19 protein-coding genes are annotated in these 22,983 nt (G+C 70.4%); 14 read left to right on the top strand and 5 right to left on the bottom strand.

The window, feature by feature from the left end:
- Positions 1–221: 221 nt before the first annotated feature.
- The gene (locus GA0070612_RS16055; protein WP_088988624.1) at positions 222–2,069 is read right to left on the bottom strand and encodes a thiamine pyrophosphate-requiring protein; all 1,848 of its coding nucleotides are present in this window, start codon (positions 2,067–2,069) and stop codon (positions 222–224) included.
- 28 nt (positions 2,070–2,097) lie between these two features.
- Here GA0070612_RS16055 and GA0070612_RS16060 point away from each other — a divergent pair, with 28 nt between their 5' ends.
- From GA0070612_RS16060 to GA0070612_RS16070, 3 genes are all read left to right on the top strand, one after another.
- Positions 2,098–3,009 (top strand): TrmH family RNA methyltransferase, encoded by a 912-nt coding sequence (locus tag GA0070612_RS16060; RefSeq protein ID WP_408630571.1) that lies wholly within the window; start codon positions 2,098–2,100, stop codon positions 3,007–3,009.
- Between the two features lie 46 nt (positions 3,010–3,055).
- Complete coding sequence (gene argG, locus GA0070612_RS16065; protein ID WP_088988626.1) at positions 3,056–4,507, top strand: argininosuccinate synthase; 1,452 nt, start codon at positions 3,056–3,058, stop codon at positions 4,505–4,507.
- A gap of 107 nt (positions 4,508–4,614) precedes the next feature.
- On the top strand, positions 4,615–6,330 hold the full coding sequence (locus GA0070612_RS16070) for a PucR family transcriptional regulator (protein ID WP_456299243.1): 1,716 nt from the start codon (positions 4,615–4,617) through the stop codon (positions 6,328–6,330).
- Between the two features lie 85 nt (positions 6,331–6,415).
- On the opposite strand, the gene GA0070612_RS16075 is transcribed toward GA0070612_RS16070, so the two are convergent.
- Positions 6,416–7,759, bottom strand: a complete 1,344-nt coding sequence (locus GA0070612_RS16075; RefSeq protein WP_088988628.1) for a hypothetical protein — start codon at positions 7,757–7,759, stop codon at positions 6,416–6,418.
- 82 nt (positions 7,760–7,841) lie between these two features.
- Between GA0070612_RS16075 and murD the strand changes: the two genes are divergently transcribed.
- Positions 7,842–9,188, top strand: a complete 1,347-nt coding sequence (murD, locus tag GA0070612_RS16080) for a UDP-N-acetylmuramoyl-L-alanine--D-glutamate ligase (protein WP_088988629.1) — start codon at positions 7,842–7,844, stop codon at positions 9,186–9,188.
- Between the two features lie 31 nt (positions 9,189–9,219).
- Here the strand turns inward: murD and GA0070612_RS16085 are convergent, their stop codons facing one another.
- Complete coding sequence (locus GA0070612_RS16085) at positions 9,220–10,179, bottom strand: hypothetical protein (protein WP_088988630.1); 960 nt, start codon at positions 10,177–10,179, stop codon at positions 9,220–9,222.
- 82 nt (positions 10,180–10,261) lie between these two features.
- On the opposite strand from GA0070612_RS16085, the gene GA0070612_RS16090 reads away from it, so the two are divergent.
- The 5 genes from GA0070612_RS16090 (at position 10,262) to GA0070612_RS16110 (ending at position 15,535) form a co-directional block, all read left to right on the top strand.
- Complete coding sequence (locus GA0070612_RS16090; protein WP_157742490.1) at positions 10,262–11,131, top strand: hypothetical protein; 870 nt, start codon at positions 10,262–10,264, stop codon at positions 11,129–11,131.
- Positions 11,132–11,161: 30 nt separating this feature from the next.
- Positions 11,162–11,944, top strand: coding sequence for a hypothetical protein (locus GA0070612_RS16095; RefSeq protein WP_088988632.1), 783 nt, complete (start codon positions 11,162–11,164; stop codon positions 11,942–11,944).
- 296 nt (positions 11,945–12,240) lie between these two features.
- The gene (gene ngcE / locus GA0070612_RS16100) at positions 12,241–13,656 is read left to right on the top strand and encodes an N-acetylglucosamine/diacetylchitobiose ABC transporter substrate-binding protein (protein ID WP_088988633.1); all 1,416 of its coding nucleotides are present in this window, start codon (positions 12,241–12,243) and stop codon (positions 13,654–13,656) included.
- A 68-nt stretch (positions 13,657–13,724) separates the two neighbouring features.
- Complete coding sequence (locus GA0070612_RS16105; protein ID WP_088988634.1) at positions 13,725–14,633, top strand: carbohydrate ABC transporter permease; 909 nt, start codon at positions 13,725–13,727, stop codon at positions 14,631–14,633.
- Entirely contained in the window at positions 14,630–15,535 is a 906-nt protein-coding gene (locus tag GA0070612_RS16110; RefSeq protein ID WP_088988635.1) for a carbohydrate ABC transporter permease, read from the top strand. The genes GA0070612_RS16105 and GA0070612_RS16110 overlap by 4 nt, the downstream gene beginning before the upstream one ends.
- A gap of 109 nt (positions 15,536–15,644) precedes the next feature.
- On the opposite strand, the gene GA0070612_RS16115 is transcribed toward GA0070612_RS16110, so the two are convergent.
- Both GA0070612_RS16115 and GA0070612_RS16120 read right to left on the bottom strand, forming a co-directional pair.
- Positions 15,645–16,397, bottom strand: coding sequence for an SDR family NAD(P)-dependent oxidoreductase (locus tag GA0070612_RS16115; protein ID WP_088988636.1), 753 nt, complete (start codon positions 16,395–16,397; stop codon positions 15,645–15,647).
- Positions 16,398–16,664: 267 nt separating this feature from the next.
- Positions 16,665–17,654, bottom strand: a complete 990-nt coding sequence (locus GA0070612_RS16120; protein ID WP_088988637.1) for an N-acetylglucosamine kinase — start codon at positions 17,652–17,654, stop codon at positions 16,665–16,667.
- A gap of 206 nt (positions 17,655–17,860) precedes the next feature.
- Between GA0070612_RS16120 and GA0070612_RS16125 the strand changes: the two genes are divergently transcribed.
- From GA0070612_RS16125 to GA0070612_RS16145, 5 genes are all read left to right on the top strand, one after another.
- Positions 17,861–18,814, top strand: coding sequence for a MurR/RpiR family transcriptional regulator (locus tag GA0070612_RS16125; protein ID WP_088988638.1), 954 nt, complete (start codon positions 17,861–17,863; stop codon positions 18,812–18,814).
- Positions 18,811–19,560, top strand: coding sequence for a sugar isomerase domain-containing protein (locus GA0070612_RS16130; protein WP_088988639.1), 750 nt, complete (start codon positions 18,811–18,813; stop codon positions 19,558–19,560). The genes GA0070612_RS16125 and GA0070612_RS16130 overlap by 4 nt, the downstream gene beginning before the upstream one ends.
- Before the next feature lie 25 nt (positions 19,561–19,585).
- The gene (ngcE, locus tag GA0070612_RS16135; RefSeq protein WP_088988640.1) at positions 19,586–20,998 is read left to right on the top strand and encodes an N-acetylglucosamine/diacetylchitobiose ABC transporter substrate-binding protein; all 1,413 of its coding nucleotides are present in this window, start codon (positions 19,586–19,588) and stop codon (positions 20,996–20,998) included.
- A 32-nt stretch (positions 20,999–21,030) separates the two neighbouring features.
- Positions 21,031–21,972: a carbohydrate ABC transporter permease gene (locus GA0070612_RS16140; protein ID WP_088991544.1), complete on the top strand. Its 942-nt coding sequence runs from the start codon at positions 21,031–21,033 to the stop codon at positions 21,970–21,972.
- A 165-nt stretch (positions 21,973–22,137) separates the two neighbouring features.
- Entirely contained in the window at positions 22,138–22,941 is an 804-nt protein-coding gene (locus GA0070612_RS16145; RefSeq protein ID WP_231924645.1) for a carbohydrate ABC transporter permease, read from the top strand.
- The last annotated feature ends 42 nt before the right edge of the window (positions 22,942–22,983 follow it).

The following is a 22,983-nucleotide window of genomic DNA, read 5'->3' on the forward strand; positions in this document are numbered from 1 at the left end:
CCACGCCGCCCCACCCCGCCCCACCCCGCCCCGCCCCACCCCGCCCCGCCCACGCCGCCCCGCCCCGCCCCCGCCCCCGCCGCCCCGCCCCGTCGATCATGGACTTGTGGTGCCCGTCGTGCACCTAATTGCGGCCTTCATCCACCACCACAACTCCATGATCGACGGCCTGGGGGGCGGGGGGTGGCGGGGGCGGGGGGCGGGGGTGGGGCGGGGGCGGGTTAGCGGTCGCGGCGGCGGGGGCGGTAGCTGGCCAGGGTGGCCGGTAGGCCGCGGCGGATGATTCCGGCCCAGTCGGTGTCGCCCCGCAGCACCGCCGCCGCGGTCTTGCGGGCCTGCTCGGCGGTGAAGTGCGGCGGGAGCATCAACTCGGCCGGGTCGACCAGGGCGTTGATCACCACCGGCCGGTCGGCGGACAGCGCCCGGTCCCACACGCCGGGCACCTGCTCCGGTGAGTCGACCAGCTCGCCGCGCAGCCCGAGCACCTCCGCCCACTGGTGGTAGGCGATGTCCGGTAGCTGCTGGCTGTCCGGGAACATCGGCGTCCCCTCGGTGGAGCGTTGTTCCCAGCTGACGAACGCCAGGTCCCGGTTGTTGAGCACCAGCACCACGAACCGGGGGTCGGCCCAGCTACGCCAGTACTTGGCCACGGTGATCAGCTCGTTGACCCCGTTCATCTGCATCGCCCCGTCGCCGATCATCGCCACCAGCGGCCGGTCCGGGTGGGCGAACTTGGCGCTCAGCGCGTACGGCATGGCGCCGCCCATGGACAGCAGCGTGCCGGACAGGCTGGCCAGCATCCCGGGACGGACCTGGATGTGCCGGGCGTACCAGGCGGTGGTGGTGCCGCAGTCGACGGCGAGCAGCACGTCGTCGGGCAGCCGTTCGTTGAGGGTGTGGAAGAGCAACTGCGGGTTGACCGGGTCGGCGGACTGCTCGGCAAGGTCGCGTTGCACCCGACGCCAGGCCGAGGTCGCCTCGGCGATCTCCACCCGCCAGGCGGTCGGTGCGGGGCCGGGGCCCAGCTCGTTCAGCAGTGCCCGCACTGTGGGTCGGGCGTCGCCGGTGAGGTTCACCTCGGTCGGGTACCGCAGCCCGAGCTGGGTGCCGTCCAGGTCGATCTGCACCGCGCGGGCCTGCCCGGGTTTCGGGTAGAACTCCGAGTACGGCATGTTGCTGCCCACGATCAGCAGCCGGTCGCAGTCGCTCATGAGCTGCCAGCTGGGTCGGGTGCCGAGCAGCCCGATCGCGCCGGTCACCCACGGCTCGCGGTGGTCGACAGCGGTGAAGCCGAGCAGGGCAGTGGCCACCCCGGCACCGAGCCGGTCGGCGATCTCGCGGACCTCGTCACGCGCGCCGAGCGCGCCCTGCCCGACCAGCATCGCCACCCGTTGCCCGCCGCGCAGCACCTCGGCGGCCCGGCGTACGTCCGCCTCCGGCGGCACTGTCGGCGTGCTGCTCGGCGCGTTGCTGGTCTGGTAGTAGCCGTGCGCGTGCGGCGGGTCCACGACTGCCGGCTCGTCCTGGATGTCGAGGGGAAGGATGAGGGCGGTGACGGTGCGTCGGGCCAGCGCCGTGCGGCACGCGCGGTCGACCAGGTGCCGGACCTGCGCGGGGTGGTCGAGCTGGGCCAGGAACGCCGCTGCCACGTCCTTGTAGAGGGCGAGCAGGTCGACCTCCTGGTAGTAGCCGCCACCCTCGGCGGTGGTCGCGGTGTGTCCGACCAGGGCGATCACGGGCTGGTGGTCGAGTTTCGCGTCGTACAGGCCGTTGAGCAGGTGGATCGCACCGGGTCCGCTGGTGACCAGGGCGCAGCCGAGTGGCCCGCCACCGTACTTGACGTGGGCGGAGGCGGCGAAACCGGCGGTCTCCTCGTGGCGTACCTGGATGAACTGGGCGCGCTCGCTGGTGCGCTGCAGGGCGGAGGTCATGCCGTTGATGCCGTCGCCGGGGTAGCCGAAGTAGCGGTGCACACCCCAGCTGAACAGTCGCGACACGATGTGGTCGGCGACCGTCGGGTGCCGGGGCAGAGCGCCCGGTTGGTGTGGTGCCGTCTGGTCGGTGCTCACCTGACTGGTCCTTCCCGTCGGATCACTACTGCGCCGGTCATTCCCCTTCTTATCCGGACAAAACAACGCACCTGAGAGGTGTCGGAGTGCGGGTCTCGGCGTCCGGCAGAATCGTCGGGTGCCCGTCCACCAGATCACCGACCCTGACGACGACCGGATCGCCGACTACCGAGCGCTCACCGACGTCGAGCTGCGCACCCGCTGGGAACCGCCGCACGGACTGTTCATCGCCGAGGGGGAGCTGGTGCTGCGCCGGGCGCTGCGCGCGGGCTACCCGGCCCGGTCGTACCTCGTCGACGCCAAGCGGATCGACCAGCTCGCCGACCTGGACACCGGCGACGCGCCGGTCTACGCCGCCACGCCCGACGTGTTGCAACAGGCCACCGGTTTCCACGTACACCGTGGGGTGTTGGCGTCGTTCCACCGCCGGTCGCTGCCGACGGCGGCCGAGGTGCTCGCCGCCGCGCGCCGGATCGTGATCCTGGAGGACGTCAACAACCACACCAACCTCGGGGCGATCTTCCGGGGTGCCGCCGCGCTCGGCGTCGACGCGGTGCTGCTGTCGCCGACCTGCGCGGACCCGCTGTACCGGCGCAGTGTGCGGGTCAGCATGGGGGAGGTGTTCGCGGTGCCGTACGCCAAGCTCGATCGCTGGCCGGCGGGCCTGGACCAGGTGCGCGAGGCGGGCTTCACGGTGCTCGCCATGACGCCCGCGCCGGACGCCGTACCCATGCAGCGGTTGACCCCGGCGCAGCGCGAGCGGGCGGCGTTGCTGCTCGGGGCCGAGGGGCCCGGTCTGACCGCGGCGGCTCAGGCGGCCAGCGACGTGCGGGTGGTCCTCCCGATGCGGCGCGGGGTGGACTCGTTGAACGTGGCCGCCGCGGCGGCGGTGGCGTTCTGGGAGTTGGGCCGCGACGACGCGCCGAGCGACAGCGAGTAACCCCTTCGACTTGCATGGCCATGCGTTCTATTGCATAATTTTCCCCGTGTCCAAGGTTCTCACCTCCCTGCCCACCGGCGAACGTGTCGGCATCGCCTTCTCCGGCGGCCTCGACACCTCTGTAGCTGTCGCGTGGATGCGCGACAAGGGCGCGATTCCCTGCGCCTACACCGCCGACATCGGCCAGTACGACGAGCCCGACATCGCGTCGGTGCCCGGTCGCGCGCTCAGCTACGGTGCCGAGTTGGGCCGCCTGGTCGACTGCCGCGCCGCCCTGGTCGAGGAGGGCCTCGCGGCGCTGACCTGCGGCGCGTTCCACATCCGTTCCGGCGGGCGGGCGTACTTCAACACGACCCCGCTGGGCCGCGCCGTCACCGGAACGCTGCTGGTGCGGGCGATGATCTCCGACGACGTCCAGATCTGGGGCGACGGCTCGACGTTCAAGGGCAACGACATCGAGCGGTTCTACCGGTACGGCCTGCTGGCCAACCCGATGCTGCGGATCTACAAGCCGTGGCTCGACACCGCCTTCGTCACCGAACTGGGTGGCCGTAAGGAGATGTCGGAGTGGCTGCAGGAGCGCGGCCTGCCCTACCGGGACAGCACCGAGAAGGCCTACTCCACCGACGCCAACATCTGGGGCGCCACGCACGAGGCGAAGACCCTGGAGCACCTCGACACCGGCATCGAGACGGTCAACCCGATCATGGGTGTCCGTTTCTGGGACCCGGCGGTGGAGATCCCGACCGAGGACGTCACCATCGGCTTCGACCAGGGCCGCCCGGTGACGATCAACGGCAAGGAGTTCGGCAGCGCCGTCGACCTGGTGCTGGAGGCCAACGCCATCGGCGGCCGGCACGGCCTGGGCATGTCCGACCAGATCGAGAACCGGATCATCGAGGCCAAGAGCCGGGGCATCTACGAGGCGCCCGGCATGGCGCTGCTGCACTACGCGTACGAGCGGCTGGTCAACGCCATCCACAACGAGGACACCCTGGCCAACTACCACAACGAGGGTCGCCGTCTCGGCCGACTCATGTACGAGGGTCGCTGGCTGGACCCGCAGGCGCTGATGCTGCGCGAGTCGTTGCAGCGCTGGGTCGGCACCGCCGTCACCGGCGAGGTGACGATGCGGCTGCGCCGGGGTGAGGACTACTCGATCCTGGACACCACCGGTCCCGCGTTCAGCTACCACCCCGACAAGCTGTCCATGGAACGCACCGAGGACTCGGCGTTCGGCCCGTCCGACCGGATCGGCCAGCTCACCATGCGCAACCTGGACATCGCCGACTCGCGGGCGAAGCTGGAGCAGTACGCCTCCCTGGGCATGGTCGGCGGCGCGGCCCCGCAGCGGGTGATCGGCGCCGCGCAGGCGGCCTCGACCGGGCTGATCGGCGCGATGCCGGAGGGCGGCGCGGAAGCCATCGCCTCCCGGGGTGTCGCCTCCGCCGAGGACGAGGCGCTCGACCGCGCCGCGATGGAGTTCGGCGTCGACTGAGTTCGTCCCACCACGCCGCCGAGCCGGGGCAGCCCACGCCGCCGCCCCGGCTCGCGTCGCCGGCCGCTGTTTCGAGATCCGGCGTCACGGACGGTAGCGTGGCGGCCGTGTTCCCTACCGTCCGTGAGGTCCTCGCCCTGGACCCCGTCCGCCACGGCGCGCCGCGCGTGGTCGCCGGAGACGCGGAGCTGGACCGGCCGGTCCGGTGGATACACATCGCCGAGGTGCCGGACATCGCCACCCTGCTGGGCGGCGGCGAGCTGGTGCTCACCACCGGCATCGGCCTTCCCGGCGACGACGCGGGGCTGCGCGCGTTCATCGGCGACCTCGCCGACGTCGGCGTCTCCGGACTCGTCGTCGAGCTGGGCCGCCGCTACCTCACCGGGGTGCCCCGGGTGATGGTCGCCGCCGCCGAGCGGCGCGGGCTTCCCCTGGTGGAGCTGCGTCGGGCCACCCCGTTCGTGCGGATCACCGAGGCGGTGCACGCGCTGATCGTCGACGCGCAGCTCACCGAGCTGCGCGCCACCGAGGAGATCCACCAGCGCTTCAACGACCTGTCCGTCGAGGGCGCCGACACCGCCGAGGTCATCCGACAGGCCGCCGAACTGTCCGGGTGCCCGGTGGTCCTGGAGAACCTCTCCCGGCAGGTGCTCGGGTACGACCCGGCGGGCGAGAGCGCCGAACTGCTGCTCGACGGCTGGGAGCAACACTCCCGGCGGATCCCCCTGGCCGGGCGTACCGCGTACGACAGGGACAGCGGTTGGCTGGTCACCGCCGTCGGCGCGCGGGGTCAGGACTGGGGGCGGCTGCTGCTGCGCTGGCCGGCCAGCGGCGACGTTCCCAGCGCCCAGGCCGGCGAGCCGACCGCCGGCCCGCCCACCCGGCTCACCATCCTCCTCGAACGGGCCGCGTCCACCCTCGCGTTGGGTCGGCTGATCCGCCGCGACGCCGAAGGGCTGGAACGGCAGATCCACCGCACCCTGCTCACCGCGCTGCTCGACCACTCCCGGCCGGTGGACGAGGTCGCGCTGCGGGCCAAGGCGCTCGGTGTGGTGCTCGACCGTCGGCACCTGGTCGGAGTGATGGTCCGACACCGGGCCGAGGACCTGGTCGGGGAGAACGGCCCGGAGGCGGGGCAGGCCCGGCTGCGGGACCTCTCCGAGGCGGTCGGTCAGGCGCTGCGGGAGGCGAAGCTGACCGCGCTGACCAGCGCGGTCGACGACAACTCGGTGGGCGTGCTGCTGGCTCTGACCGACCCGGCCGCCGAGGACCGCGCGCTGTCCGCGTTCGCCACCGCACTCCGTCGGGTACGCCTCGACTCCGGCACGGGCCGGGCGGCATCCGGTGCCGATCCGGCCCGGGGTGTCGGGGCGGGCGCGGTGATCGTGGCCGCCGGTTCCGGGGTGGCGAGCGTGCGGGAGGCCCGACGCTCGCTGGTCGAGGCACGGCAGATCGCCGAAGCCGCCCGCCGGGACCGGCGGGACCTGCCGGTCTTCCGTCTACCGCACGTCGGACTGGCCGGGCTGCTGCACCTGCTGCGCGACGAGCCCCGCCTGCAGACCTTCGTGGAACGTGAACTCGGCGCACTGTTGGAGTACGACGCCCGGCACCCCCGGGAGCAGTTGCTCGACACCCTGCGCGCGTACCTCGAACAGGGCCGCAACAAGACCGCCGGCGCCGCCGCCGCCCACCTGTCCCGCCCCGCGTTCTACGAACGCCTGGCCCGCATCGCCCGCATCCTCGACGTCGACCTGGATTCGGTAGAGGCCAGCCTCTCCCTCCACGTGGCCCTGCTGGCCCTAGAAGCAGTCCGCACCCCCTGACCCCGGCCTTCTCGTGGTGATCAAGAGGTTTGCGTCACCAGAAGCGCGATTTCTGACGCAAACCTCTTGATCACCACGGTGGGGGTTAGAGGTTCAGGGTTTTTGCGTAGGTCGGGGGGATGTGGTGGGGGCCGCCGGGGGTGAAGACGTCAGTCGACGCGACCGCGGACCAGGCTGTTGCGGGGACGGCCTCCACCAGGGCGCGGATCACCGGGGCGTCGCGCCACTGGTCCTGCTCGGCGAGCAGGCCGAGGGCCACCACCGACTCCTCGACCTCGCCCACGCACTCGAACGGCTTGTGCCCGTCCACGCCCAGCAGCTCCCGGTAGCCGGGGATCTGCTCCGGGTCGGCGAGCAGGTCACCGCCGAAGATGTGCGTGACCCGCTCCCGCGACATGAACGGCGCCATGGCCAGGAAGACGAAACGGCACTTCGGGCAGTCGCGGCACCAGCGCTCGCTCGCGTCGTGCAGCTTGAACGCGGCGTTGCAACTGGTCACCACGTCGTCGTACCGGGTGGTCTCGGCGAACAGCCGGGCGATGTGCAGCTCCGACAGCGACCGCAGCAGCGAGAAGTACGGGTCGGTCAGGCCGGCGTGCTCGGCCAGCGCCGACCGCAGCAGCCCTTCCGCCTCGACGCCCTTGGACCACTGGTGGTTGATCTCGTGGCCGTCCCAGACCAGGTTCGGGTCGGACGCCGAACGCTCGTTGGACATCACCACCGGGCCCAGCCCGTGCAGCACGGCGGTGGCCACCGCGATCAGCGAGTTGATCGCCGTGACCGGGATGTGCCCGTTCAGCGCGCCGGCCTTGTTCAGGTCGAACAACACCGGGTCGATCCGCCGCCGGGCGGCCAGCGGGGTCAGCCCGGACGCCTCGTTGACCGCCACGATCACGTGGTTCGGGTTGACCGAGAACGGCACCGGGTCCAGTTCGGCGCGACGCAGCGCCTCCAGGCTGACGATCGAGTCCTTGCCACCACCCACCGCCGAGAGCGGGCGACGGTCGGAGTCGTCGTACACCCGGGGCGGCTCCGGCGAGCCGGCCGGCACCTCCGGGCGCAGCTGGAGCACGTGCGGCAGCTGGTTGCGGTACGCGTACTCGGCGAGGCCCTTGGTGTAGATGGCCGTGACGTAGTCGACGACGGCCGCGCCCAGCGGCGCCGGCAACACCAGCCGGGGCGGCGCTGCGGCCTTGTAGTAGCTGACGCCGGCGACGAGGTGCAGCACCTCCAGCACCCGGTTGAGGGTCGCCACGGTCTCGTCCGAGGGCGGCTCCGCCGGCAGCGGAAGGGTGATCACCTCGGTGAACCGCTGCTCACCGGCCGGACCGGTCAGGGCGTAGTCGAACAACACCTCGCCGGTGGCGAAGTCGATCGAGTAGGACGGAAAGGTGAAGGCGTCCATCCGCCGTAGCTGCTCGTTAGGCACACGCCATACTAGGCCCTGGTTCGTCCGGCCGTGTCCGGACCGGGCCTGCCCCGCCGCCACCGTAACCCCCGAGGAGAACCCCGTGCGCCTGTCTGACCTGCGCGGACGTACCGTCGCCGTCTGGGGCGCCGGTCGGGAGGGTCGGGCCGCTGTGACCGCGATCGCCGCCCACGGCCCGGCCGACCTGGTCGCCGTCGACGACAGCGCGAACTTCCTGTCGCTGCCCTGGGAAGGCCCGCTGGCCGAGGCGGCGCCGCTGGTGACCGGCGAGGCGGGCTTCGAACGGCTGGCCGCCGCGGACGTGGTGGTCCGCTCCCCGGGCGTGCCCCAGACCCACCCGTGGCTCGTCGAACTGCGTCGACGCGGGGTCATGGTGACCCAGGGCACCGCGCTGTGGATGGCCGACCACGCGGCCCGCACCGTCGGGGTCACCGGCAGCAAGGGCAAGAGCACCACCTCCAGCCTGATCAGTCACCTGCTCACCGCGATGGGCCGGCCGAACGTCTTCGGTGGCAACATCGGGGTGCCGACCCTGGACCTGCCCGAGGCGGAGCTGTACGTGCTGGAGCTGTCCAGCTACCAGTGCAGCGATCTCGCCGACTCGCCGCGGGTGGCGGTGGTCACCGCGCTCTTCCCCGAACACCTGGACGCGCACGGTGGGGAGCGGGAGTACTACCGGGACAAGCTGAACCTGCTCGCCCACGACCCGCAGACGATCGTCGTCAACGGTGGCGACCCGAGGCTCGCCGCCGAGTTGGGGGAGATGCCGGCGGTACGGGCAGGTCGCCCCGACAGCACCCACGTCGCCACCGGCGCCGACGGCACTCCGTGGTTCCACCTCGGTGACCAGCCACTCTTCCCGCGTGCCGTGCTCCCGCTGGTCGGCCGGCACAACGAGGGCAACCTGTGCGTCGCGCTCGCCGTCCTCGACGCGCTCGGCGTCGACGTGGTGGCCGGCAAGGACCACCTCGCCATCGCGGTCGCCGAGTTCCAGGGGTTGGCCCACCGGCTCACCGAGATCACCGACCCGTCCGGGCTGACCTTCGTCGACGACACGCTCGCCACCAGCCCGTACGCGGCGATGCACGCGATCGACGCGTACGACGGGCGGCCGTTGACGGTGATCGTCGGAGGCAACGACCGAGGGCTGGACTACACGCCGTTGGCCGAGCACCTGGCCGAGCGGGAGCTGACCGTGATCGGGATCCCGGACAGCGGCGTACGCATCGTCGAGGCGCTCGCCAACCTGCCGAAGGTACGGACCGAGGTGGTCGACGACCTGGTGGACGCGGTACGGCTGTCCCGGGAGGTGACCCCGGTCGGCGGGGTGGTGCTGCTGTCGCCGGCCGCGCCCAGCTACGGCCGGTTCCGCAACTTCGAGCACCGCTCCGAGGTCTTCGCCCAGGCGGTCGCCGACACGGCCGGCTGAGCCAGGCGAGCCGATCCGGCCGGCTGATGCCTCAGTCGGATCGCAGCCCGCTGTGCAGGGCACGCATCGAGCGGATCGCCGAGCGGATCTCCTGGAGGTAACGGCCCGGGGTGAGCGTCTGCTCGGGTAGGACGGCCAGGTCCGCCACCGCCGGGTCCACCCCGACCGTTTCGATGTCGCAGCCGTAGGGCACGGCCAGGGTGCGCAGCGCGTCGCAGTGCTGGAACGGCACGTAGATCGGCGCGGTGACCGTCAGCACCTCGTCGCCCGGGGCGAGTCGGACGTGCCCGGCCCAGAAGCGTTGCGTGTCGGCGGTGTGCGCCCGGCGGCGGTCCGGTTCGCTGGACGGCGCGGCCAGCACCCGCACCGGTGGGAGGCCTGCCGGTCGGTAGGTCCGCGACGACCAGGAGTGGTGCGGGTGACCGGCGTCGACGCCGGCCTGCTCGGCCGGGCCAGCCACCTCGAACACCCGCCGGACGGCGGTGTCCAGCACGTCGACCTCGGTGGCGTCGGCGGGCAGGCCCGCGTCGGCCAGGATCCGGCGTTCTGCGTCCGACAGCGGCCGGAAGCTGCCCAACACGGCGACCTCGCCGGTCACCGTGAGGCCGGCGCGGAGCAGGTGCGCGGCGTACCCGACGCGGCGGACACACGCGTGCGCCAGGCCGCCGAGCACCACCAGGTGGGCGTACGCCGGGCGGGCCGGCGGCGCCGGGTGGATCAGCCCGAGCGCGGCGGCCGTGTCGAGGACCAGGGCCGTGGTGGCGGGATCGAGGTCGGGCTCGCGAGCGTCGGGTCGTTCCCGACCGCCCCGGAAATCCCAGTGTCGGGCGGAGAAGTCGTCCAGGAACCGCAGCACCTCGGCCAGATCGCCGGCGGGCCAGTCGCCGCCGAAGTGGCGGACCAGACCGCGCAGCGCGGTGGAGCAGACCCAGGCCCGGACGTCCTGCGTGATCCGCTCGGTGACCGTCGGGGAAGCGTCCGCTCTGTGCACCCGCCGGATGCTACCGGTGCGCCACCTCGGGCTGTTGTTGCCGGTGTTTACGCTGGTGGCAGCCGGTGATTGGGGGAGTTCGATGACCCGTGACGTGGTCCATCCACGCCGACGAGGCGGCACGTCGTCCGGCGGGTTCCTCCGCCTGGTGGCGCACACCGACCCGGTGGCCCTGGTCGGCATCACGCTGTCGATCACCCTCAGCATCGCGCTCGACCTCAGCAACGCCGCCTCCGGTGTGGAGTCGCTGCTGGCCGGTCTGATGGGCATCACCATCTCGCTGTTGGTGGATTCGCTGGCCCGCGCGGAGCGCCGGTTCCACCTCCGCACCCTGCTGGAGGGGCCGCCCTGGATCGCGCAGACCACGACGGAGCTGGCCGGGGCCATCCGGGACGCGACCGAGCAGCACGCGGGCACCCGGGTCGCGGTGGAGGCGCAGCGGCGCTACGAGCAGTTCCGGTTGGAGGCCGAGCAACTCGCGTACGGGCGGATCATCCGGCGGGGCGACGAGGACGAGGACCTGGCCGGCGCGACGCGTGCCTGCCTGCACCGGTTGGACGGCCTGACCAACGTGATGCCCCGGGTCAGCGGGGAGCTGAGCTGGTGGCGCAGTGAGATCGGCCGGCGCTACTGGGAGGCCAACGTGGAGGCCCTGCAACGGGGCGTCCAGGTCACCCGGGTCTTCGTCTACGCCAACCTGACCGACGAGCTGACCGCCCTGGTCGAGGAGCAGCGCGCGGCCGGAGCCCGGGTGGGCCTCCTGCCCCTCGGCGTGGTCAGCCCTCACCTGCACGTCAATCTGACGCTGTGGGACCTGTCGAGCTGTTGGGAGGCCCGCATGACCGCCCACGGTGAGATCGGCGAGAACCAGTTCTCCGTCAACCGGACGGACGTCGCCCGGCTCACCCGTGTGTTCGACCTCTGCGCGAGCGCCGCGACCTTCCAGGACTGACGGCCCCGACGGGGCGGAGGCGGGTGCGCCGTGACGTGGAGTGGGGTCCTGCTGGTGACGGCAGTGGTCTGGGCGGTCAGCCTGATCCGTTCGGTCCGGCTCCGAGCGCTGGTCTACAGCCTGCCTCTGCCGATGACTCTCGCCCTGGTCAGCAGCGGTCACCGGGTGGAGGGCGCGCAGGTGGTCGGCGTCCTCGGGCTCAACCTCTTCTTCGTCACCGTGGCGTTCACCCATCAGCGGCTGCGGTGGCCGATCCTGCTCGCCGACGGGGCGGGGATCGTCGTCTACGTGGCGCTCAGCGCCGGCCTGCTGGCCGTCGACATTCCGTTCGGGGTGGCGCTCACCGGCACGCTCGTGCTGTGGCTGGCGGCACTGCTGGCGCTGCGCCGACGTGCCCCCGCGCGACCCGCCCCCGTGGATGCGCGGCCCGTCGCCGACGCCCGCCGGGACGGGCTGCCGGCGCTGCTCAAGCTGATGGTGATCTTCGTTGGGGCGGTGCTGACCACCCTCCTCGGTGCCGTGCTGCGCGGCATGGTGGTGACCTTCCCGTACTCGGGGGTGCTGGTCGCTGTCGAGGCCCGCCGTCAGTTGGTCGAGTTCAGCCGGCACTTCGCCCGCAACAGCCTCGCGCTCGTCGGTTTCCTCACCGCGTACCACTACCTCCAGGACGTCTCCTCGACCGTGGCGCTGGGCGCCGGTTGGGCGGCCTTCGCGGTGGTCGTCGCCGCGCTGCACCTGCCGTTGCGCCTTGGCCGACCGGTCCGGGCCGTTGACCCTGACGTGCGGGCGGACGGGGTACGAGAGTCCCCGTGAACGGTCGCGGCGGTGTCCGATAACGACCATTGCGGTGATGGACGTACGGAGCGCGTCGACGCGCTGCTTGCGGCCGGCCGGGGTGCGGCTGACCGGCCGGCGTGCGAGGGCGCGTCGGCACCTCGGTGGCCGCTGGTGGCGATAACGGTTCGGCAGTCAGGACTTGAAGTCCGGGCCCGGCTGTCGTAGAAATTCTTCAGCAACAGAGCATGAACTGAAGAGAATCAACGCGCCTCGCGCGGCGGTCGCCTCCCCCTGACACCGGCGGCCCGCCCGACCCGACCCGAGGAGACCCCATGAACAGGCGTGACATCCTGCGGCGTACCGCTGCCGCCGGCGTGCTGGCCACCCCCGCCGCCGGTCTGCTGGCCGGCTGCGCCACCAGCGGCGGTGGTGACAAGAGCGGTGCCGACACCTACCAGGGCACCAAGAGCGCCGAGAACCCGCTCGGCGTGAAGGAGGACGCCCCACTCGACGTGGTGATCTTCGGCGGCGGGTTCGGCGAGGAGTACGCCAAGGCCCACGAGGCCATGTACACCGAGAAGTACCCGAAGGCGAAGGTCAAGCACACCGCCACTCAGGAGATCAGCAAGACCCTCCAGCCCCGATTCGTCGACGGCACCCCTCCGGACGTGGTCAACAACTCCGGCGCGGGCCAGATCGACTTCAACGGCCTGGTCAGCCAGAACGCTCTCGCCGACCTTGGTGAGCTGCTCGACGCGCCGAGCCTCGACGTCCCCGGCAAGACGGTCCGGGACACCCTGCTGCCCGGCGCTGTCGAGGTCGGCTCCTACGACGGCGCCTTCCTGGTCCTGAACTACACGTACACCGCCTACGGCATCTGGCACTCCGACAAGCTGTTCGCCGACCGCTCCTGGGAGTACGCGAAGACCTGGGACCAGCACATCGCGCTCTGCAAGCAGATCAAGGCCGCCGGGATCGCCCCGTGGACGTACGCCGGTCTGCACCCGCGTTACATGAGCTGGCCGGTGATCGCCACCGCGATCAAGCTCGGCGGCCCGTCGGTCGCGACCGCCATCGACAACCTGGAGCCGAACGCCTGGAAGTCCGACTCGATGCGGACCGCCGCTGACGCCTGGTACCAGATCGTCAAGGACCGGTACATCCTGGACGGCTCGTCCGGTTTGGATCACAAGCAGTCGCAGACCGCCTGGTGTCAGGGCAAGGCGGCGTTCATCTCCTGCGGTTCCTGGTTGGAGAGCGAGCAGAAGGACGTCACGCCGGCCGGGTTCAACATGACCATCGCGCCGACGCCGAGCCTGGGCAGTGGTGACAAGTTGCCGTTCGAGGCGATCCGGGGCACCGCCGGTGAACCGTTCATGGTGCCCGCCAAGGCCCGCAACCGCGCCGGTGGCCTGGAGTACTTCCGGACCATGCTGTCCAGGAAGGGCGCCCAGGACTTCACGAGGAAGGTCGCCAGCCTCACCGTGGTCGCCGGCTCCACCGAGGGCGTCGAACTGCCGTACGGGCTGAACAGCGTGGTCAAGGCCCTCGACGCGTCCGGCGTCAACGGCTTCAACTGGGTCTACAACAACTACTACCGCAAGTTGGAACGCAACCTCGTCGACGCCGCGTGCGGCGAGTTCTTCAGCGGCCGGACGAGCCCCGCGGAATTCCTGGACCAGTGCCAGAAGGGTGCCGACTCGATCGCCCAGGACAGCTCGATCAAGAAGTACAAGCGAGCGGTCTGACGGTCCGACCGGCCGGTGGGGGAACTGTCGACCCCACCGGCCGCACCCCAACGGAAGAGGTCCTCCTCGTGAGACATGGCAAGTGGCCGCTGATCGTCGTGTTCCTGGTGCCACCGGTGCTGCTGTACGTGTTCTTCGTCGTCTCGCCGTACCTGCAGGCGTTCCAGATCTCCACCACCGACTGGCTGGGCTACTCCGCCGAGGCCAACCCGGTGGGCCTGGCGAACTTCAGGACGCTGTGGCACGACGGCTACGTGTGGAACGCGCTGAAGAACAACGCGATCCTGCTGGGCCTGGTGCCGGTGCTGACCATCCTGCTCGGGCTCTTCTTCGCCAGCATGCTCGCCCTCGGTGGGCGCAAGGGCCGTGCCGGCGTGACCGGGGTACGCGGTGGAGCGCTCTACCGCACCGTGTACTTCTTCCCGCAGGTGCTCTCCGTGGTGATCATCGCGCTGCTGTGGAAGGAGGTGTACCACCCCAACCAGGGGCTGCTCAGCGGAGTCATGCACGCGGTGGGGCTACCCGCGCCGACCTGGCTCGGCGACCCCGCGACCGCGTTCTGGTGCGTGCTGGCGGTGATGGTCTGGAGCAACGTCGGCTTCTACGTGGTGCTGTTCGGGGCCGCGATGTCCGCCGTGCCGAGGGAGATCTACGAGGCGGTCCTGCTCGACGGAGCGTCCCGCTTCACCACGCTGCGCCGCGTCACCCTGCCCCTGCTCTGGGACACCATCCAGGTGGCCTGGGTCTACCTGGCCATCTTCGCCCTGGACGGGTTCATCCTCGTGCAGTTGATGACCAACGGAGGCCCGAACTTCTCCACCGACGTGATCGGCGTGCGGATGTACGACACCGCCTTCGGCAGCGAGACCAAGTTCGGCTACGCCTCGGCGATCGGCGTGGTGATGTTCTTCCTGACCCTCACCGTGGCAGTGCTGTCGCTGCGGGTCGGCCGGCGCGATCGGATCGAGTACTCGTGACCACTCTTGATCAGCCCACCAAGCCCAGCCCCACGCCCACGACGGTCGCCGCTCGGGACCGCCCGGTGCGCCGGGAACTCGGCATCGGAAACACCCTCTCGCACGGGTTCCTGCTGCTCTGGGGCCTGCTGACCGTACTGCCGCTGCTGTGGATGTTCGTCAGCTCGTTCAAGTCGAACGGTGAGATCCTGGCCGACCCCTGGGGGCTGCCCGCCACGTTGCACCTGGACAACTGGGCGCGGGCCTGGACGGGCGCGCACATCGGCCGGTACTTCCTCAACAGCCTGGTGGTGGTCACCGGCTCGGTGACCCTGACCATGCTGATGGGCGCGACCGCCGCGTACGTCTTCGCCCGCTACGAGTTCCGTGGCCGGCAGGTCGTCTACTACCTGTTCGTCGGCGGCCTGATGTTCCCGGTGTTCCTCGCCCTGGTGCCGCTCTTCTTCGTGGTCCGCAACGCCGGCCTCTTCGGCACCTGGAAAGGGCTCATCCTGGTGTACGCGGCGTACTCGCTGCCGTTCACGGTGTTCTTCCTGACCGCGTTCTTCCGAACCCTGCCGACCGCCGTGGCCGAGGCCGCCATGGTCGACGGCTGTGGGCACTTCCGGCTCTTCTTCCGGGTGATGCTGCCGATGGCGCGTCCGGGATTGATCAGCGTCGCGATCTTCAACTTCCTCAGTCACTGGAACCAGTTCCTGCTGCCGCAGGTGCTGATGCAGGGCGACGACTCCAAGTGGATGCTGGCGCAGGGGCTCTTCGCGCTGTCGGTGAGCCAGGGCTACGCGGGTGACTACGCCCGGCTCTTCGCCGGGCTGAGCATCGCGGTGCTGCCGGTGCTGGCGGTCTATGTGGCGTTCCAGCGTCAGGTGCAGGCGGGCCTCACCGCGGGGCAGCTCAAGTAGGGCCTGTCCCCGCCGCCCACTCTCGCGGTCGGTGTCGACCCTGGCGGCGGATTCCGGGTGCGGTAGTGCCCGGTCCGCCGCCACGGGTCTCACTGTGACCGGCCCGTCCTCAGATCGCGAGCGCCCCGCCGTCGACGGGGAGGAGCACCCCGTGGATGTGTGACGCTTCGTTGCTGGCAAGGAAGATCACGGCTGCGGCGGTGTCCTGCACGCTACCCGTGTGCCGATCGGGGTTGTTCTGGGCGAGCTTCTCCAGGAGAGGGCGGAGGTCTTCGTTGCTCTCCGTGATGGTGGGTCCGGGGGCGACGGTGTTCACCCGCACGCCGTCGGCGGCCAGCTCCGCAGCCCACGACCTCGTCAGCGAGTGCAGGGCCGCCTTGCTGGCACCGTACAGCGAGGTGAACGTGATGCCGTCGACGCCGCCGATCGAGCCGATGTTGATCACCGAGCCGCCGCCGTGCTCCACCATGCCGGGCACCAGGGCCGCCGTCAGGAGGAACGGGGCCTTGATGTTGACCTCCAGCACCTTGTCGATCTGTTCCTCGGTCGACTCCGTCATGGGGTGCGGCGGCACGAGGAAGGCGGCGTTGTTGACCAGGATGTCGATCGGCCGCCCCGCGAGGGCGGTCGCCTCCTGCGCAAGGCGGCGGACCTCGGTGCCACCTGCGGAGAGGTCTGCCTCGACGAAGTGGGCGATGCCGCCCTCCGCGACGATTCCGTCGACGACCTGAGCCCCCTGTTCCGGGCCAAGTCCGGTCACGACGACGATGGCGCCCTCGCGGGCCATCGCCTCCGCCACGCCGCGCCCGATTCCGCTCGTCGAGCCGGTGACCAGTGCAGCGCGCCCTTCGAGGCGATTCATGGCAATACCTCCGGTTGTTGCGGTGCTGTCAATGGACGCGTACGGCTGACCCTCTCGTCGAACTCATCCATACTTGCTTGAGCAAGCAAGCACTTCCGATGGTAGCGCGACATCCGGCGGGCCCGAGCGCCATGCCACCGCCGCAGACGTGGGCTTCGACACCGCATCCCCCGGGATCGGCCGTCCACGCCGGCCCGACGGGTATGGCTGTCGACCCGGACGCCGGGGTGGGGGAGTGGGTAGGGCGTGGGGTGGCGGCGTCGGGCTTCAGCGGGTGGTCGGGAAGAGGTGGGCGTGCAGGGCGCCCGGGTCGGTGACCTCGGGGAGTTCGCGGGCGGCCAGCCAGGCTGCGGCGACCGCCCCGTCGCCGGCGGTACGGAGTGGCGCCTCGGGCCAGTGTCGGCCGACCTCGGCCCGGACGGCGGTGGCCAGCGGGGTGTCGCCGGTGAGCAGCCCGCCGCCGAGGACGACCGGTGTCCTCGCCTCGGCCGGGCGGATCCGGCGCACGCTCGCGGCCAGGTGCGTCGCCGCCTCGGCGATCAGCGCGGTGGCGACCGGCTCGCCCTCGGCGGCGGCGGTGCTGACCAGTGGAGCCAGGCGGGCCAGCTCGATCGGAGGCCGGCGGGTCACGGCCTGGATCGCGGCGTCGACGGTGTCCCGTGGGCGGGCGGCGATCTCGGTGCCGCCCATCAGCTCGGCGAGGACGGCCGTGGTCAGCGGGCCGAGGGCGTGGCCGGAATCCAGGTCGGCGAGCAGTCGGCGTACCGCTTCGCGACCGAGCCAGAAGCCGGACCCCGCGTCGCCGAGGAGCCAGCCGTGCCCGTCGGCGACCCGGTCGAGGCGCAGGTCGTGGACCTGCGCGGTGATCGCCCCGGTGCCGGCGATGAGCACCGTGCCGTCCGGTTCGGCGGTGCCGGAAGCGTACGCGACGAGGGCGTCGCCGTGCACGGCGTACGCGCAGCGCAGGCCGGCGTCGTGCCAGGCCTTGTCGAAGGCGGCGCGCCCGGCGGGATCGGCGAGTAGTCGGGCCGCGCCGGCCAGGCCGATCGTGCCGGCGACCACCCGGGCGGGGTCGAGGTCGACGAGGGCGGCGCGGAGTGCGGTCAGCAGTTCGACGGCGGCGCGTTCTGCGCCGTGACTGGTCGGGTTTCCGCCGCCGGCGCGGCCGGAGCCGACGCGTCGTCCGGTGAGGGTCAGGGCGGTCGCCCGGGTGGACGTACCGCCGATGTCGAGGCCGACCACGACGGTGTCGGACATCGGCACGGTTCTCCTTGCGCTGGACGACGTTCGGGACTGTTCATGCTGGTCGGCCCCGTCGCGCGGGGCAAGATCCGACGGGCCCGGCGGCTTGTGCGCCAGGTAACAGTTTGAAAACTTCGCCCACAGTCTTGACACAGAGGGGCCTTCAGTAAGAACTTTTACCACTAACAGTTAACAGTCTTTTCGGAAAGGCGAGGCGACCCATGGTTGATCACGAGGTGGACACCGCCGCGGGGACCGCGGTGGTCGACGCCGACGTGGTCGACCGCAGGAGCTCCGCCTCCGACGGGGTGCTGGCCCGCGTCCGCAACGGACTCGGCGAGCTGACCGGCGCGCTCCGCCGGGTCGCCGAGCACGTGCTGAGCGACCCGGAGGCCGCCGCCCGATCCACCATCGTGGAGCTCGCCGAGCGGAGCGGCACCTCACCGGCGACCATCACCCGGTTCTGCCGGGCGATGGGCTTCGAGGGGTACGCCGACCTGCGGCTGGGCATCGCCTCCGAGACCGGTCGGGCCCGCTCGGCCGGCTGGACCGTCGACATCGGACGCGAGATCCAGCCGAGCGACCCGCTCGGCCGGGTGCTCGACCAGATCATGGCGGCCGACACCCGCGCCATGCACGACACCGCCACCCTGCTCGACCTCGCCGAGGTGGAGCGGGCCGCGGTGGCCATCGCGCGTGCCAACCGGGTGAACATCTTCGGCGCCAGCGGCAGCGCGTTGGTCGGCGAGGAGATGCAGTTCAGCCTGCACCGCATCGGCGTGGCCGCGTGGGCGTGGAACGACGTGCACGAGGGCCTCGCCAGCGCCGCGTTGTTGCGGTCCGGGGACGTGGCGCTCGGCATCTCGCACACCGGGCAGACCCGGGAGACGATCGAGATGCTCGCCGAGGCCGGCAGCCGGGGGGCCACCACGCTCGCGCTCACCGGCTTCCCCCGCTCACCGTTGGCCGAGCTGGCCGACATCGTGCTGCTCACCGCCAGCCAGGCGACGACGTTCCGACCGGACGCGCTCTCCGCCCGGCACCCGCAGCTCGTCGTGCTCGACCTGCTCTACATCGCCGTCGCCCAACGGACGCACGACCGGGCGCACGCGGCCTTCCGGCGTACCGCGCAGGCCGTCGACGGGCACAAGGCAGCGAAGGGAAGCGTGTCATGATCAGCGCCCAGGGGTACGCGGACGCCGTCCGCCCGGTGCTCGACCGGCTGCTCGACTCGGAGGCCGACGGGATCACCCGGGCCGCCGACCTGATCGCCGACAGCCTGCGCGACGGTGGTGTGCTCCAGGCGTTCGGGGCCGGGCACTCCGAGGCGTTCGCCGCCGAGTTGGTGGCCCGGGCCGGTGGGTTGGTCCCCACCAACCGGCTGTCGGTACGGGACCTGGTGATGCACGGCGACGCCCCGCGTGACGTGCTCGCCGATCCCAAGCTGGAACGCGACCCCTCCATCGCCCACCAGATCTACGCGCTCGCGGCGCCCCAGCCGCGGGACGTGTTCGTGGTGGCATCCCAATCCGGCATCAACGGCTCGGTGGTCGAGCTGGCGGCGCTGGTCACCGAGCGCGGTCACCCGTTGATCGCGGTCACCTCGGTCGAGCACACCGCACGGGTCGCACCACGGCACCCGTCCGGGCAGCGGCTCGCCGACCTCGCCGACGTCGTGCTGGACAACGGCGCGCCGTACGGCGATGCACTGCTGCCGCTCGAGGGCGGCGGCGCGGTCTGTGCGGTCTCCTCGGTCACCACGGCGCTGCTGGCGCAGCTGTTGACCGCTGAGGTCGTACGACGGTTCCACCAGGCCGGGGAGGTACCCCCTATCTACCTCTCCGCCAACGTCCCCGGCGGGGACGAGCACAACCTCGCCCTCGAGTCGCGGTACGCCGGGCGTCTCCGGCGAACCGCCTGACCCGACACCACAAGGAGAGTCGAAGATGTCGGATTCCCCCGAGAACATCGGTGACCTGAGCCGTCGGACCCTGCTGCAGCGCGCCGCGGCTGCCGGTCTGCTCGCCGTTCCGGCGGCGGGCATGTTGAGTGCCTGTGCCGGCAGCGAGCCGTCCAAGTCGGAGGACAGCGGTGCCGCGAAGAGCAAGGACAACCCGTTCGGTGTCAAGGACGGCAGCGCCGTCAAGGTGGTCGTCTTCAACGGCGGTCTGGGCGACCAGTGGGCCAAGGAGGACAAGGTCCTCTTCAACGCCAAGCACCCGAACATCACCGTCAACATGAGCTCCACCCAGAAGATCAAGACCGAAGAACAGCCGAAGATGGCGACCCAACCGAGCGACCTGGTGATGAACTCGGGCGCGGACATCATGGATCGCAGCACGCTGATCAACGAGGGTGCGATCGAGCCGCTCGACGACCTGCTCACCGCCCCCGCGTGGGACAGCGAGGGCACGGTTGCCGACTCGCTGCTGCCGGGCACGGTCACCGACGGCACCCAGAACGGCAAGTTCTACGTGGTGAACGTGGCCTACACGGTCTGGGGCAACTGGTACAACGCGGCCCTGTTCAAGCGTGAGGGCTGGCAGGCGCCGACCACCTGGGACGACTTCTTCGCTCTCGCCCCGAAGATCAAGGCCAAGGGCATGGCGCCGTACGTGCACGACGCCGCGCACGGTTACTACCCGCGCTGGGCGCTCTTCGCCAGCATCTGGAAGGCCGTCGGCAAGCAGCCGATCATCGACATCGACAACCTGAAGGACAACGCCTGGAAGGCCGACGGCATCGTCGCGGCGCTGGAGCCGTGGGAGAAGCTGGTCAAGGACAAGCTGCTGCTGCCGGGCAAGCTCGACCACACCCAGTCGCAGCAGGCCTGGCTCGACGGCAAGGCGGCCTTCATCCAGGTCGGCACCTGGCTCAAGAACGAGATGTCGGCGACCATCCCGCCGGGCTTCGAGATGACCCTGTCGGACTACTGGTCCAAGCCGGGCGACAAGGCCGCCAAGGACGTCTTCGCCTCGTCCGGCGAAGGCTTCGTGGTGCCGAGCAAGGCGCCGAACAAGGCGGCCGCGAAGGAGTTCCTGCGGGCCATCCTCTCCAAGGCCGGCTCGGCGAAGTTCGCGGAGCTGACCAAGTCGCTCGCCTCGACCAAGGGCTCCGGCGACAACGTCCAGGACACCGCGCTGGCCTCGGCCAACACGCTCATGAAGAGCGGCAGCACGGACCTGATCTCGGTCAAGTTCCCGGACTTCTACGCCGACCTGGACAAGGAGAGCCAGAACCTGTCCGAGGAGCTGATGGCGGGGCGCCTCACCGCGCAGCAGTTCGTCGACAAGATGCAGGCGGCCGCGGACAAGGTCGCGAAGGACTCCTCCGTCAAGAAGCAGACCCGTACCGCCTGACAGGCCCTGATCAGCTAGAGAAGTGAGTGACCATGCGGCACGGTGTTGCGCGTTTCGTCACGGGTTTCCTGGCTCTGCCGCTTGCGCTGTACCTCTTCTACGTGGTGTGGCCCTTCGTGCAGGCGGCGGGATACTCGTTGACCGACTGGGGTGGTTACTCGGACACCCAGAACTTCGTCGGTCTGGACAACTACGTCCGGCTGTTGTCGGATGAGTTGATCAGGAAGGCCTTCTGGCACAACGTCTTCTTCCTGGTCACCGTGCCGCTGTTCACCATCGCGCTGGCCCTGTTCCTCGCGTTCCTGCTCAATGTGGGCGGACGCGAGGACAGGGCCGGCATCCGAGGGGTGTTCGGCTCCGGGATCTACAAGATCATCTTCTTCTTCCCGCAGGTGCTGTCGCTGGTGGTCATCGCCGTCATGTGGCAGCAGATCTACCGCAGCGACGGCCAGGGCCTGATCAACGGGCTGTTGATCAAGATCGGTCTGGTCGACGCGGACAACCCGATCGCGTTCACCGCCGACCCGGAGCCCTTCCTCGGCGTGCCCGCGGTGCTCTGGTGGCTGCTGCTGATCGCAGTCTGGAGCGGCGCCGGCTTCTACATGGTGCTCTTCTCGGCGGCGATGCAGTCCATCCCGAAGGACATCTACGAGGCGGCCCTCCTGGACGGGGCCAGCCGGTTCCACACCTTCTTCAAGATCACGCTGCCCCTGCTGCGGGACACCGTCTCGGTCGCCTGGGTCTACCTGGGCTTCATCGCGCTGGACATGTACGCCCTGGTCTTCGTCATGACGCCCAGCCAGGGTGGCCCGAACCACGCCAGTGAGATCTTCGCGTCGGTGCTCAACTTCACCGCGTTCCAGAAGGGCCAGTTCGGTTACGCCTGCGCGATGGGTGTAGCCCTGGCGATCTTCACGATCCTGCTCGCCGCGGCGCAGCTCAGGATCACCCGTCGCGACCGTATCGAGTACTGAGGAGGCTGGCCGATGAGCACGGCGACTCACGATGGTCTGACCCGGCCCGATCAGAACCCGGCCACCGCACCCAAGGGTGGGAAGGGCGACACGTCCGTCTCGGACGGGATCGGCGGCAAGTTCTTCAACGGCTTCTCCCACCTCTTCCTGCTGGTCTGGGCCGTGATGGTGATCTACCCGCTGCTGTGGGTGGTGATGTCGGCGCTCAAGACCGACTCGGAGGTCATCCGCCAGCCCCTGTCCCTGATCCCCGCCAAGCTCAACTGGGACAACTTCAGCCGGGCCTGGGGAGCGGGGCACCTCGGGTCGTTCTTCCTCAACACCGTGCTGGTGTTGGCCGGGAGCGTCACCCTGACCATGTTGCTCGGCTCGATGGCCGCGTACGCGCTGGCCCGCTACGAGTTCCGGGGCAACCGGCTGATCTACTACGTGTTCCTCTCCGGCCTGACGCTGCCGGTCTACCTGGCCGCGGTGCCGCTGTTCAAGGGCGTCTACAACACCAGCGTCCACTTCCCGCTGCTGGGCCCGAACAAGCACCTCATGCTGATCCTCGTCTACGTGGCATGGTCGCTGTCGTTCACCGTCTTCTTCATGCACTCGTTCTTCCGGACACTGCCCAACACCATCGCCGAGGCGGCCATGGTGGACGGCGCGTCGCACAGCCGGCTCTTCTTCAGCGTCATGCTGCCGATGTCCAAGCCCGGTCTGATCAGCATCGGCATCTTCAACGTGCTGGGTCAGTGGAACCAGTGGTACCTGCCGACCCTGCTCATGCAGTCGGTCGCCGGGGAGCCGAAGAACCAGGTGATCGCCCAGGGCCTGATCGAACTCTCGGTCAACCAGGGCTACAAATCGGACTGGTCCGGTCTGTTCGCCGGGGTGACCATGGCGATGCTCCCGGTGCTCGTGGTCTACATCATCTTCCAGCGGCAGGTGCAGTCCGGCCTCACCGCGGGGGTCGGCAAGTAACCACCCGGACGAAAAGGGGCCCCTCGCCTGCCGAGGGGCCCC

Origin of the sequence: Micromonospora chokoriensis (assembly GCF_900091505.1) — a bacterium.
Classification (GTDB): Bacteria; Actinomycetota; Actinomycetes; order Mycobacteriales; family Micromonosporaceae; genus Micromonospora; species Micromonospora chokoriensis.

Excerpts from the sequence above, each read along its gene's own strand:
- GA0070612_RS16090 (WP_157742490.1), top strand. The coding sequence starts at position 10,262 with ATGACCCGTGACGTGGTCCATCCACGCCGACGAGGCGGCACGTCGTCC.
- ngcE (WP_088988633.1), top strand. The coding sequence starts at position 12,241 with ATGAACAGGCGTGACATCCTGCGGCGTACCGCTGCCGCCGGCGTGCTG.
- GA0070612_RS16115 (WP_088988636.1), bottom strand. The coding sequence starts at position 16,397 with ATGAATCGCCTCGAAGGGCGCGCTGCACTGGTCACCGGCTCGACGAGC.
- GA0070612_RS16120 (WP_088988637.1), bottom strand. The coding sequence starts at position 17,654 with ATGTCCGACACCGTCGTGGTCGGCCTCGACATCGGCGGTACGTCCACC.
- GA0070612_RS16125 (WP_088988638.1), top strand. The coding sequence starts at position 17,861 with ATGGTTGATCACGAGGTGGACACCGCCGCGGGGACCGCGGTGGTCGAC.
- GA0070612_RS16130 (WP_088988639.1), top strand. The coding sequence starts at position 18,811 with ATGATCAGCGCCCAGGGGTACGCGGACGCCGTCCGCCCGGTGCTCGAC.
- ngcE (WP_088988640.1), top strand. The coding sequence starts at position 19,586 with ATGTCGGATTCCCCCGAGAACATCGGTGACCTGAGCCGTCGGACCCTG.
- GA0070612_RS16140 (WP_088991544.1), top strand. The coding sequence starts at position 21,031 with ATGCGGCACGGTGTTGCGCGTTTCGTCACGGGTTTCCTGGCTCTGCCG.
- GA0070612_RS16145 (WP_231924645.1), top strand. The coding sequence starts at position 22,138 with ATGGTGATCTACCCGCTGCTGTGGGTGGTGATGTCGGCGCTCAAGACC.